Source organism: Nocardia sp. NPDC102475 (genome assembly GCF_055584605.1).
In genome coordinates, this window is the sequence record NZ_JBVJLS010000036.1 from 39,968 (window position 1) to 53,452 (window position 13,485).

At 66.4% G+C, this 13,485-nt stretch carries 8 protein-coding genes; all 8 read left to right on the forward strand.

The annotated features are described in order from the left end of the window. Positions 1-48: 48 nt before the first annotated feature. The 8 genes from ACZ60G_RS40245 to ACZ60G_RS40280 all read left to right on the forward strand — a co-directional run bounded on the left by ACZ60G_RS40245 (position 49) and on the right by ACZ60G_RS40280 (position 13,456). Positions 49-1,548 carry a MinD/ParA family ATP-binding protein gene (locus ACZ60G_RS40245; RefSeq protein WP_465817217.1) on the forward strand — a complete coding sequence of 500 codons (1,500 nt, stop codon included), beginning with the start codon at positions 49-51 and terminating at the stop codon, positions 1,546-1,548. Then, a complete protein-coding gene (gene eccD / locus ACZ60G_RS40250) occupies positions 1,545-3,077 on the forward strand; it encodes a type VII secretion integral membrane protein EccD (protein ID WP_465817218.1) in 1,533 nt (510 codons plus the stop codon). The genes ACZ60G_RS40245 and eccD overlap by 4 nt, the downstream gene beginning before the upstream one ends. Further along, on the forward strand, positions 3,077-4,426 hold the full coding sequence (gene mycP, locus ACZ60G_RS40255) for a type VII secretion-associated serine protease mycosin (RefSeq protein WP_465817219.1): 1,350 nt from the start codon (positions 3,077-3,079) through the stop codon (positions 4,424-4,426). Before eccD ends, mycP begins: the two co-directional genes overlap by 1 nt. Further along, entirely contained in the window at positions 4,423-6,147 is a 1,725-nt protein-coding gene (eccE, locus tag ACZ60G_RS40260; RefSeq protein WP_465817220.1) for a type VII secretion protein EccE, read from the forward strand. Before mycP ends, eccE begins: the two co-directional genes overlap by 4 nt. 13 nt (positions 6,148-6,160) lie before the next feature. Next, positions 6,161-6,514 (forward strand): helix-turn-helix domain-containing protein, encoded by a 354-nt coding sequence (locus tag ACZ60G_RS40265; protein WP_465817221.1) that lies wholly within the window; start codon positions 6,161-6,163, stop codon positions 6,512-6,514. A 69-nt stretch (positions 6,515-6,583) separates the two neighbouring features. Beyond that, positions 6,584-7,660, forward strand: a complete 1,077-nt coding sequence (locus ACZ60G_RS40270; RefSeq protein ID WP_465817222.1) for a discoidin domain-containing protein — start codon at positions 6,584-6,586, stop codon at positions 7,658-7,660. Positions 7,661-7,670: 10 nt separating this feature from the next. Continuing rightward, a complete protein-coding gene (locus ACZ60G_RS40275; RefSeq protein ID WP_465817223.1) occupies positions 7,671-8,399 on the forward strand; it encodes a hypothetical protein in 729 nt (242 codons plus the stop codon). 158 nt (positions 8,400-8,557) lie between these two features. After that, positions 8,558-13,456, forward strand: coding sequence for an NAD-glutamate dehydrogenase (locus ACZ60G_RS40280; protein ID WP_465817250.1), 4,899 nt, complete (start codon positions 8,558-8,560; stop codon positions 13,454-13,456). Positions 13,457-13,485 lie beyond the last annotated feature (29 nt).

Genomic DNA, 13,485 nt, shown 5'->3' on the forward strand with positions numbered 1-13,485 from the left:
GGCGCATCGGCTGCCGGTGGCACTGGGTTTTTCGAGAGGACGACAGATATGAGCCGAGCGCCGAGTACTAATGGTCATCCGGCCGAGTCCGTCCGACACAAGGGCGGCTACGACGCCTTTTTCATGCAGGCGGCGCAGGAGCCGGAAAGCGGCCCAGCGACCGGCAGCGTTCCGGCACGCCCACAGTCCGGCTATAACGAACCGGTGATCGGTGCGCCCGATCAGTCGATACCGCAGCGTGCGGCGACTACACCTGCTCCCATGCCACCACAGAGCGCGACCGCGCCGGAGCCCTCCGCGCCGAATGTGGCTGTGCCGACCGCGGATTCGGCGCGTGAGAACTATGCGGCGGCAACGCCTTCCTCGCCCGAGATGTGGGCGGCCCACGGCGGAGCCGAGCCCGCCACTGCGCGGATCACACAGACCGCATCCGGTTCGGCGAACGCATCGAGCGGCAATACCGGACCCAGCGCGGAAAGACCCGGCGCCGAATCCGTGGACACGCCATGGCAACCCGCGCAGACGGCGAGCTGGGTGCCCGATCGCATCGACCGCACGGCGGCGCCGCAGGTCGAGGTGCTGCCCGCGGCATTGACCTCGATGGATCTGTTGGCCGATATCTCGGCGGCCAATAGGGCCAGGCTGCAGTCCAGCACCGGGGTACGCGGCGCGCTGAACAAGGTCGGGTTCCGGCTCGGCCTCTCACCCGCCGAGCAGCGTGCCGAGGACCGGCGCGCCCGAATCCGGACCCAGCTGAATACCCCTTATCAGATCGCCGTGATCAGCGTGAAGGGCGGCGTCGGCCGCACCACGACCGCCGCTACGCTCGGCTCGACCTTCGCGGCGTTGCGCCCGGACCGAGTCGTCGCCGTCGACGGGAATCCGGACTTCGGTGATCTGCCCACCCGTACCGCCCCGCATCCGTATGGCCTGACCCTGCGCGATCTGGCGCAGGCGTCGAATCTGGAGGCCTTCTCGACGGTGCAGTCGTTCATGTCGATCAATTCGGCGGATCTCGCCGTCATCGCCTCGCCGTGGACCATCGAGGCCAACGAGGCACTCTCGGGTCGCGAATACGCCACGGCCGTCGAGGTTTTGCGCAGGCACTTCAATCTGCTGCTCGTCGATTGCGGTACGGGCGTGCTGGATTCGGTGACAATGAGCGTGCTGCAGACCAGCGACGCCGTCGTGGTGGTCACTCCCCCCACCGTCGGCGGAGTGAAAGGCGCGGTGGCCACGTTGAATTGGCTGAGTTCGCACGGTATGCAGCATCTGATCGCCAAATCGATCGTGACGATCGTGCACCAGCAACCGACCAAGCCGGTCGTCGATGTCGCGGCGATCGAGAAGCTGTTCGCCACCGGGCAGCGGCCGACCTGCATCCTGCCCTATGACGACCATCTGGCCGAGGGTGGCGAGATCGATTTGCGCCTGGTGGAGAAGGAAACCCTGCTCGCCTTCGAAGAGCTCGCGGCCGGGCTTGCCGATGGATTCCCGAATTATCTTGGTGGCGCCGGCAGCGGCCGGTCCGCCGGAGGGTGGCGATGAGTACTGCCGTTGCTTCGCCGCCGGGAGCGGCGCCCGCGGCATCCGCCGAGGTGGCACGCGCCCGGATGGCGGTCCTGGTGTCCAGCTACCAGGTCGACGTCGTGGTGCCGACCAAGTTCACCATCGAAACCTTCATCGATGATCTGCTCGTCGTGCTGGCCAAGGCCATCGACGACGAGACAGTCGATTTCACCCCGCCGACCGGACAGTGGAGCCTGGCTCGACCAGGCGAAGCGCCGATGCCGCGCTGGCGCAGCCTCGCCGACCACGATGTCGTCGACGGCACCGTGCTGATGTTGGCCGCGGTCGAATCCGCGGAGGTCTTCACACCGGTCGTGGAGGACATCACCGACGCGCTGGCGCTTATCAACGAGCGCGAGTTCGCCGAATTCGACTCGGGCACTGCCGCGGTCGTCGGCCTGAGCACACTGGGTGTCGGCGCGCTCGCCATCGCTGCGATGTTGTCAGTGGCGTGGACCGAATCCGGGTCGATCTGGTGGTACGCACTGCCCGCACTGCTGCTCGGTGCGGTGTGCTGGGGCGGCGCCATGCAAGCGCGGCAGCGCAACTTCGCGCCGCGGATCTGCCTCGGGTTGGCATTGTCCTCGATTCCGCTCTTATTCGCCGGCGGCGCGATGCTGGTGCCGCCGGCCTACGGTGAGCCGGGTCCGTTCGCCGCGGCCAATCTGGCCGCCGGATCGGTTGTCGCGGCCGTCGCGGCCGCGGCCATAATGCGCGTGACCAAGCTCGGAATCGCCACACTGATGGCGGTCACCGTGCTCGGAGCGACCGTGGCCGCCGCTGCGATTCCGTTGACCTATCTGGATTTGTCGGTGCGCCAGATATCCGGTGCCGCGGCACTTCTCGGACTCGTGCTGCTCACTGCCGCACCGCGCATTGCCGTCGTTGTGGCCCGGATTCGGCCCCCTGATCTGCCGGACCCCGGCAACGAGGTCAATCCGGCCACGCTGACCGACATCTTCGACGCCGAATCCGCGCGCGATGACGCCGAACTCGATTCCACTGAGGACATCGAACGGCAGCGGGAACAGGCCGGAGCCGGCATCGAAGGCCGTGCCCGTCTGGCGGTAACGAGTCTGCGCGGGCTCATCGCCGCGACCTCGGCACTCTTGGCGGGCGCGGCCGTGCTGTCGGCCGCGGTGAGCCCGGGGGGTATTCGGGAAATCGTGCTGGGCGCGGCCGTTGCGGGTCTGTTAGCGCTGCGCGCACGCTGGTTCCCGGACCGGGTGCAGGCCATCGCGCTCGTCGTCGCATCGGCGGTGACCGTTGTGGGTGTCGGCTTCGTGCTGGTCACCGCGTACGAAACGGCGCCGGCGCGGCTGGTCGTCGTCCTCATGGTCGGCGTGGCGGCCGCTGCGGCATGTGTCGCATCAGTGCAATTGCCGGGGCGGCGGCTCTCGCCGGTCACCCGGCGGATCATCGACCTGATCGAATACGCGCTCATTCTGGTGATTCCGATCATCGCCTGCTGGATCATGGGCATCTATACCGCGATGCGGGCGATCTGATGCGAATCGGCACAACCGCAATCGCGGTGCTGGCCGGATTCGCGCTGATCGCCTCCGCCGCGCCGGCATTGGCGGTGGAACCGCCGCAGGTCGTCATCGGCTCGCCTGCGGATGACGCGCCCGGCCCGGAGTTGCCGACGAAACAGGACAAGGGCTGCTTGGCGACCGGCGTGCTGAAGGACAGCGATCTGGCGCGCACGCCGCCGTCGGAGATCGCACTGGAGCTGCCGAATGCCCGTGCACTGAGCCGGGGTGCCGGGGTGACCGTCGCGGTGCTCGATACCGGTGTCACGCCCAATGGCCGCCTGCCCGGTCTGGTCGGCGGCGGTGACTATGTCGCAGCAGGTGGCGATGGTCTGTCCGACTGCGATGCACATGGCACCCTGATCGCCGGAATCATCGGCGCCGCATCCGATCCCACGGACGGATTCACCGGGGTCGCTCCCGACGCGCGGATCATATCCATCCGGTACCGCTCCGGCGCCTTCAGCGCAGAGCGCTCGAGTGGCGACGCGGCGGAACGGCTCTCGATGGATATCCGGACGCTGTCCCGGGCGATCGTGCATGCGGCGAATCTGGGTGCGGGAGTGATCACGGTGTCACTGCCGGTCTGTGTTCCGGTGGGACTGGCGGTGGATCAGTCGATTCTGTCGGTGGCGATCGGCTATGCCGTGCACGTGCGGGGCGCGCTGATCGTCGCGGGTGCCGGCAATGTCGGCGCCGGCTGTGATCAGAATCCGGATATCGATCCGACCCGCCCGAGTGACCCGAGGAACTGGCGCGATGTCAAGAACGTGGCCGCGCCGGGCTGGTTCGGTACGGACGTGCTGACGGTCGGCTTCACGACCGCCACTGGCGCCACGATGCTCGATTCGCTGTCGGGGCCGTGGGTTTCAGTCGGCGCACCGGGTACCGCGATCGAATCGCTCGGTCCCGGTGGCACCGGTCTGATCAATGGTGTCGGTGAACCCGGCAAACTGGTGCCGGTCGCCGGCGCGTCGTTCGCCGCCGCTTATGTCAGCGGGGTGGCCGCCTTGCTGCGCTCCCGATTCCCCAACGAAACCCCGGCCGAGATCATGGCCCGCCTGACCGCCAGCGCGCACGCGCCCGCTCGTGGCATCGATAACTTCGTCGGCGCCGGTGTTATCGACCCGCTCACCGCTCTCAGCTATCGCACCGCGCCCAAGCCACCGATCGGACTGTACCGGTCGTCGGTGTTGGTGATGCCGGATCCGCCGCGCGCCAAGGATCGTCGTCCGCCGTTCGCGGCCGCCGTTGTCATCATCGCCGCGGTGCTGCTAGGTCTCGGCGCCACCTATGCGAATTCCGCGGTCCGGAGGCGGCGGTGAGCCTTCCGAGTGTTCGGGTGGGCGGTGCCGAACGTGGTCCGTTCGCTGTCGCCGTGATCGGTGGCAGCCTGGTGGTCACCGGGCTGTGGGCGCGCACCCCGCTCTGGGCAAGCGCGGCGGTGATCACCGTGCTGCTGGTAACCGTGGCGGTCCAGGTGAACGGCCGTACGACCAGCAGATGGTTGCTCGACTGGATCGATTACCGGTTCAGCCGGGCCACCAGAGCCGAAGCGCTCGCCGGCCCGGCGAAGGTGGATGACATCGAGGTCGCTGCCGGGGTCTGCGGCATTCGCTCCGAAGGCACTGTGCTCACCGCGATGATCCAACTCGCACCCAATCTCGACCTGCCAACTGTCATCGCGGAGAAATCCATCTACACCGAGGACACTGTCCCCGTCGATGCCCTGATAGGTCTGCTCGATCAATACGGTCTGGCGGTCGATATCGATATCGTGACCACCGGTCAGCGGGTTCGTCCGACCGGTAACTACAGCATGCTCTACGACCAGCTGATCGGCTCCCATCCGGTCGTCGGCCATCGTCTCACGTGGTTGGTCGTCCGGCTGGACATGGAACGGAATCTGGATCTGCTGCAGCGACGCGGACTGGTCGCGATGGTCGCGCCGCGAGCGTTGGCCACCGCGGCGCACCGCATAGCGGGCCGATTGCGGGAACGGGGTATCGCCGCGCATGCACTGCCTGCGGCGGCGATGCAGGAGGCCACCAGGGTCCTGCATGCAGGCGTCGAACTGGGCGATCTGCGTGAGACCTGGACCTGTATGGAGTCCTCGGTGCCAGGTCGCTGTGTGACCAGTTTCCTGATCGACTGGACGCGGATGGACGGCGCCGGTATGGACGATTGCTGGTCGTGGAACCGCGGCCGGACCACATTGGTGGTCAGCCTCACCGATGCCACGACCGGGCCGCGTGCGCTCGCACGGTATGTCGGCCCACCGGTCACGACCGAGCCACCGGAGTATCTGCGCCGGTTGACCGGTCGGCAGGCCATCGCCTTGCTGGCCACTATGCCGACCGGAACGTCGATCCGCGCGGTGCCCTCCGATGAGTCGGGCCGCGATGTCGCGCCCGACGAGCTCCTTGCGGATCTCACCATCGCGATCGGTCCCAATGGTCAGATTCTCGGTTCCATCAGCGGTCAGCCGCGACATACCTTGGCGCTGCCGCTGTTCGATCCGGCCCGCTACAACCCGCGCCGGCGCACCATCGATGTGCACGCCGACCTGCCGGTGGCACAGCAGATCGTTTTGCGTGCCATGGTGGTCGGTGCGGATGTTGAAGTCCATTCGGGGCGTCCGCACCGCTGGTGGCAGTTGGTCGCCGCGGTCGGTGACCCGGAATCGCTGCGGCTGGCTCCGGCGGCCGGTGCCGCGAATGCCGCTGCGGGACAAGCCGGTTCGGGTTCACCGCCGTCGTCGGCTACAATAACGGTCTTCGACAATCTGCCACCGCAGGTATCGACCGCGCACACCACGGTCACCATCAGCGAGCCCGGTGGGCCGCGGCGGCGGTCGGTCGATCTGGCGATCAATCAAGTCAGCGCGACCGCGGTCGATGTCAGTATTCCGATGCGGACCGTGCGCGTCGATTTGATCGAGCCGCGCGGTGAAACCCGCTATTTCGATTCCGCCGCCGAACAACCCGCGATCACCGCGGGTGGCAATGGTGCCACGCCTGAGCCAGACGTCCGGCGCATGAGCTGATGGGAGACAGGTAGTGTCTATCAGCGTGGTTGTGGACTCCCAGCCGAATGACGGCGAATTTGTGCAGGAGGATAACGGGGAGGCACTGACCCCGAGACAGGCCGCGGTGGCGATCTTCTCGAGTCGGCTCTCGGAATTGATCTCGGAATCGGTGGTATCGACCGAGGACGGGTCGACGCGGTCGTTGACCCTCTATTCGCTTGCCCAGCATCTGGAACAGGCGTACCCGGATGTTCCGGTTTCCCAGTCGGGGCTGTACCGGCTGATTCATGGTGACGCGGTACCGAGGCTCGATTTGATCATCGCCTTGGCGCGGGTATTCGACGTACCGCCGGAACATTTCGTCACCGAGCAGAAGAGTCGCTGATTGCGTTATTCCCGTCAGCGGGAATAACGCGGGACCGCAGCGCAGGCCGGTCTGGATACGATCCCGACCATGGCTGCCGAGGATCCGGGAGATGTATTTCTCCGCCATCGAGGCGCGGTCCTGGATGCGCTGCTCTCGGATCCGTCGTTCGGAGAAAACGATCCGGCCACCGGATCGGTGCTGAGTGGACCCCTGGTCGGCGAGCCGGAATTCGGCGAACCGGGTTTCGGCGATGATCCGTACTCCGGTCCCGCGGTGGCAGCCGGTTCGGCCCAGGGCGCTCTGCCCGAAACGGATCTGCCGCCGCGGCGAGCCTCCGACGGGCCCAAGGCCAGTGAGCGGATCATCGCGCTGCTGAACGGCCAGCCGCCGAATGCCGCACCGGCACTGGACTTTTCATCGGACTACTCCGATGTCTCGGCAAAGCAACCGCCGCCCGAGGAACCGGCAAGCACCGCATCCGGGGCATCCGGGGCATCCAAGGCACGCGGGCCGGAGCCCGCGGAGCGGATCGTCGTGCTGGCGAAGAAGCTCAAGAATCCCAAGGTCGCGTTGGCCGTCTGCGGCGTCTTGGCTCTTTTGCTCATCATCGCGTTGGTTTCCACCGGTGGGAAGGATGATTCGCAGGCCCCGGATCGCATCGCGGTCATCACCCCGTCGCCGACCGCGGCGGCCCCGACATCGAAACCGGAATCCTCGACTGCCCCTTCCGGAGCGATCACCCCGAAATCCGCCACCGCCAATTGCCCGCCGGGCAGTACCCCGGGGATGGATGCCTTCGGTGGCCAGGGCAAGGCTTGGTCATGCGTGCGCGCATACAAAGTCGACGGGCAGGTACTGACCATCGATCTCGGCAAGACCTATCAGATCGATTCGATCGGCATCGTCCCCGGCTGGGACAACACCGGCAGCGACGGCGTGGACCAGTGGACGAAATTCCGGACCGCCAGCCGGGTTCGGTATACGTTCGACGATCCGAACAAGACGAGCTACACCCAAACGACCCTGGATCAGCGCACCCTGGTCGTCACCAAATTCGAGGTCCCCGTGCAGGCGTCCAAGGTTGTACTGACAATTCAGGAATCGAAGGGCGATCCGACGATCAATACCACCGCGATTTCCTCCATCGTGATCACTGGGCATTGAGGCCGCTGCCATGTCAGTAGCCGAGTTGGTCTGCCAGTACTGCTCACACCGCAATAGCGGTAATCCGGCGCAATGCGGGCATTGCGGAGCGCCGCTGCCTGCGGTCCAACGACTATCGAGTCTGGCCGGGCAGACGGAGCGGGTCGTCGCGGGCGCAGAGCGGGCCGTTGCGGCCACCGGGAGCGCGGTGACGGGTGCCGAGCATGCGGTGACGGGTGCCGAGCATGCGGTGACGGGGGCGGAAAAGCTTGCCGCCAAACAGTATCCGCGCTGGCAGTGGGGTGCCGCGATCGCCGGCGTCGTGACCACGGTCCTCGGTCTCGGCTTCGCGGTCTTCAGTTCGTGTTCGACGCCACTGACCGCGCTGCCCGATGCAGGTGTCGATCAGGCGTTGCCCAGTCAACTGCGTGCGGCCGCCTCCTGTCAGCAGGTCGATTCCACGTCCGAGAACTGTGTCATCCGGGCGAACGACCCGATGCTCACGGGCGGGATCACCGGCGGCAAGGATTTGACCCTCACGGTGGCATTGGATCCGCCCGAGCGCCGGGCCGATACCGTGCGCAACTGGCGGACTGCGGGCGGAACCGTGCTGGCCGATGGTGTCGTCTTCGTGGCGATCGGACCGACGGCAACCCTGCGCTACGCGAATACCCTTGTCGGACTTCGGGTCGAGACGGGCGCCTTCATCGGGCGTGCGGCGGCGCAGACGTTCATGGCGCGTGCCGGTCTAACCCCGTGACCGACCGAAATTCGGTCGGTCAGCGTGCTTGAGCAGTGCTGACTCTCTTTCAAGATTGTGTTACGCATTTAACGTGCCGCTATACAACGGCACATCAAACCATGTAATGTATGGGAACCGTACGGTTACGGGCTCAGATCTCGGGAAGGCACGAGTCGATGGTGGCAACCACCCAGCAGACGATTTCATTCAAACGGTTCCGCGACGATCCGACCGATCTGGAGGCGGCCTACTTCCGTTGGATCCAGCCCGGCGCCACCGCGCCGACGATCACCGATCGCGCCGAACAGATCTTCCGAAACCACTTGGAACTGGCGGCGATCCGGCTGCCGGGCGCGGCGATCACTCGGGTGTACCGCCCGGATGACGGCAGCGGACTCGGCGCGGCCATCCAGATCGTCAATGACGATATGCCGCTGCTGGTCGACTCGGTGACCACCGCGCTGCGCCGCCTCGGCGCCGCGGTGACCGAGGTCGTCCACCCGGTCTTCGATATCGTGCGGGACCGGCGCGGGCGGCTGCGGGCGATCGCGCCCAAGGAGCCCGACACCGTACCAGCGAACGGCAGCCATACCGTCACCGAATCGTGGATCCATGTGCAGCTGAGCCCGGGCGTCGGAGCCGCACTGCTGGACCGGATCGATCGTGAGTTGCCCGCGCTGCTGCGCGTGCTGCGCAAGGTCGTCGACGATACGCCGGGTATGGCGAACGCGATGGTCGCGCTGGCGGGTCGGCTCGACCATATCGCGCACCGCTCCGACGATCCGGAGGTTCCCGAATGCGCGAAGTTGTTGCGCTGGTTGGCCGATGGGCACTTCACGGTGCTCGGCTACGGGTACTACCGCAGCAGCCGGGCCGATGCCGGAAACGAACCGCAGCAGGTGCCGGGCACCGGCCTCGGCGTGCTCTGGAACGGTTCGAATGTCGATCTCGATGTCCCCGTAATGGGCAACACCCGACCGGTCCTGCGGCTGTCCAACGGATCGGTGGATTCGCTGATCCCGGGATCGGGTGAGCTGTACTTCGTCAGCGTCGCCGATTACGGCAGTGGTGGTACCGGCGCCGGCCAGGTGCAGGGTGAGCACGTCTTCGTCGGCTCCTTCACGGTGACCGGCCTGCACGAGAACATCCTCGACATCCCGGTCATCACCCGCCGCGTGCACCAGGTCATCGAATGGGCCGGTTTCGAACTGAATTCGTTCTCCGGGCAGGCGATGCTGGAGATGATGCAGTCCTTCCCGCGGGTGGAGCTGTTCTCCACCGATGCCCGGCGGCTGTTCGAAACCGTCTCCGCGGTCATGAATTTGGGGCTGCGCAGGCAGGTGCGACTGTTCATCCGGCGTGACGGGCGCAGCGGTGCGGTCTACTGCCTGGTCTACCTGCCCCGCGATCGGTACTCGACCGAGGTCCGGCTGCGCATGGAGGAGATCCTGCGCGCGGAATTCGATGGTGAGCAGGTCGCGTACTCGGCAAGGGCGAGCGAATCCGAGTTGGCCGTGGTGTATTTCACGGTGCATCGTGGTCCCGATGCGGAGCCTGCCGATATCTCCGAGTCCAATCGCGAGCGCATCCAGGAGTTGCTGTTCGCGAGCACCCGGAGTTGGGCCGACCGGTTGGTCGCGGCCGCGACCGGCGTACCCGCGATCTCGCCGAAGGCCGCCAACGCCTACGCGAGCGCCTTCCCGGTCGGTTACCAGCAGGAGTACGAGCCGGAGCAGGCGCTCGTCGATCTGCAGCGGCTGGACCGCCTCGCCGATGGCGCCATCGATACGAATCTGTATCGCAACGCCGAATCACCGTCGGGAGAATGGCGATTCACGCTCTATGTCGCGGGCGAGGGCGTCTCGCTGAGCCGCGTGCTTCCCGTACTGCAAAGTCTCGGAGTGGAGGTGGTCGATGAACGGCCGCACCGCATCACCCTCCCGGACGATACGCAGAAGTGGATCTACGATTTCGGGCTGCGCGTCCCGGCGACACTGCTGCGCACCGCGATCGATGCCGACCTCGAAGCCGATCTCACTCGCTCGGCCGACGAATCATCGGTCGAAGGCGGTGTGCGGCAATACTTCCCGGAGGCCTTCGCGGCCATGTGGAACGGCAGCGCCGAGGTCGACGCGCTGAACGAACTGGTTTTGCGCGCCGGACTCCAGTGGCGGCAGATCTCGATACTGCGTGCCTACGGGAAGTATCTGCAGCAGGCCGGATTCGCCTACACGCTGGGCAATATCTCCCGTGTGCTGCTGGCGCAGCCGACCATGGCCCGGCTGTTCACCGAATTGTTCGACGCCTACTTCGATCCAGAGGGTGTCGGAGCGGTGGCATCGGCGCGGGCCGCGGGCATCGCCGAACGGCTGCAGGCCGAGATCGATGCGGTCGTGAGCCTCGACGCCGACCGTATCCTGCGCGCGGTACTCGGGCTGATCACCGCGACGCTGCGCACCAACTACTATCGCCGCGACAGCGACGGCAACGCGCCCGAGTACCTGTCGTTCAAATTCGATCCGCATGCCATCTCCGAATTGCCGAGGCCGAGGCCGCAATTCGAGATCTTCGTGTACTCGCCGCGGGTGGAGGGCGTGCATCTGCGCTTCGGTGCGGTGGCGCGTGGTGGGTTGCGCTGGTCGGATCGTCTGGAGGACTTCCGCACCGAGATCCTCGGGCTGGTGAAGGCGCAGGCGGTGAAGAACGCGGTGATCGTGCCGGTCGGTGCCAAGGGCGGTTTCGTGGTCAAGCAGCCGCCGACGGCGACCGGTGATCCGACCGCGGATCGGCAAGCGCAGCTGAACGAAGGCATCGCCTGCTACCGCACCTTCATCTCCGGTCTGCTGGATGTGACCGATAACGTCGACCACGCTTCCGGCGAGGTGCTGCCACCGGAGCGGGTAGTGCGCCGCGACAGTGACGACACCTACTTGGTCGTCGCCGCGGACAAGGGCACCGCGACCTTCTCCGATATCGCCAATGATGTTGCGCGCCAATATGGTTTCTGGCTGGGTGACGCCTTCGCCTCGGGTGGTTCGGTCGGTTACGACCACAAGGCGATGGGTATTACCGCCAAGGGTGCGTGGGAGAGCGTCAAACGGCATTTCGCCGAGATGGATATCGACACGCAGACAACCGATTTCACTGTCGCCGGGGTCGGCGATATGAGCGGCGATGTCTTCGGCAACGGCATGCTGCTGTCCGAGCACATCCGCCTGGTGGCCGCGTTCGACCACCGGCATATCTTCCTGGATCCGAATCCCGTTGCGGCGACGTCGTTCCGGGAGCGGGAGCGGATGTTCGCATTGCCGCGCTCGTCCTGGGCCGACTACGACAAGTCGCTGATCAGCACGGGCGGCGGTGTCTACGACCGGTCCGCCAAGGCAGTGCCCGTCAGTCCCGAGGTGCGCGCGGCACTGGACCTGGATCCGAGTGTGACCACCCTGTCCCCGCCGGAGATGATCCGGGCGATTCTGCTCGCGCCGGTCGATCTGTTCTGGAACGGCGGTATCGGCACCTACATCAAGGCATCCACCGAGACGAATGCCGATGCCGGTGACAAATCCAACGATGCGGTGCGTGTCGACGCGAACCAGTTGCGCGCCAAGGTGATCGGTGAAGGCGGCAACCTCGGTGCGACCGCGCTCGGTCGAGTCGAATACTGCGCCAACGGCGGCCGGATGAACACCGACGCCCTCGACAATTCGGCGGGTGTCGACTGCTCGGACCACGAGGTCAATATCAAGGTGCTGCTGGATGCGGTCATCTCCGGCGGCGAACTCGATGCCGCCGACCGCACCGAGCTGCTTGCCGCGATGACCGACGAGGTCTCCGAACTCGTGCTGCGCGACAATATTTCGCAGAACTTCCGGATGGGTCTCTCGCGCGCTCAGGCGGTGCCGATGTCGGGCGTGCACCGGCGTCTGATCGCCGACCTCGAGTTCCGGCGCGGTGTCGATCGGCGGCTCGAAGCACTGCCCTCGGATGCCGAGCTGAAAAAGCGTGCCGCGGCCGAGCGCGGGCTCACTTCGCCGGAGCTGGCGAATCTGCTCGCCCACGTGAAGCTTTCGCTCAAGGATGATCTGCTGGCCGGGGATCTGCCGGATAACCCGGCATTCACCCCAGCGCTGCTGGCGTACTTCCCCGCGCCGCTTCGCGCACGGTTCGCCGACGCGATCGGCAGGCATCCGCTGCGCCGTCAGATCGTGGCCACCATGGTGGTGAACGACATGGTGGACCACGGCGGCATCACCTATGCGTTCCGTCTGGCGGAGGAGGCGGGGGCGAGCACCGACGATGCGGTGCGCGCCTTCACCGTTGCCGTGGAGATCTTCGACCTGCACACGCTCTGGCAGCGCATTCGGACCACGCCGATGCCGACGGCCGCTCGCGACGAACTCGAGCGGGAGACCAGGCGCACCCTCGATCGCGTATCCCGCTGGCTGCTGACCAGCCGCCCGCAGCCGATCGCCATCGGTGCCGATATCGCCCGCTACCGCGACGGTGTCCGCAAGCTCGCAGCCCAAATGCTGCCTGCCCGGCTCCCCGCGGCCCATGCCGAGGATCTGGCGACGCATGCCCGCGCCGCAGCCGAGCGGGGTGCGCCGGCGGAATTGGCCGAGGAGGTGTACCGGCTCATCCACCTGTTCCCGCTGTTGGACATCCTCGACGTGGCCGATATCGCCGAACGGGATGCGGAGGAGGTCGCCGAGCTCTACTACGCACTCGACGATCACTTCCAGATCGAGCGCCTGCTGACCGCGGTGAGCAACCTCGCTCGCGACGACCGGTGGCGCACCCTGGCCCGGCTCGCGGTCCGCGATGACCTCTACGATTCACTGCGCTCGCTCACCCTGGACGTGATCACCGCATCCGAACCGAACGAGAGCACCGCCGACAAGATCGCCGAATGGGAATCGGTCAACCGCCCCCGCCTCGCCCGCGCCGGCGCGTCCCTCGGCGAGATCTTCGCCGCAGGCACCCACGACCTGGCAACGCTCTCGGTGGCCGCACGCCAGGTGCGCAGCATGGTCAGCAGCGGGGAATCCGCTGCGGCAGCGCCTGTTTCGAGCTAGGCGCTCGGCTCGACCCCGCGGTCTCGGTG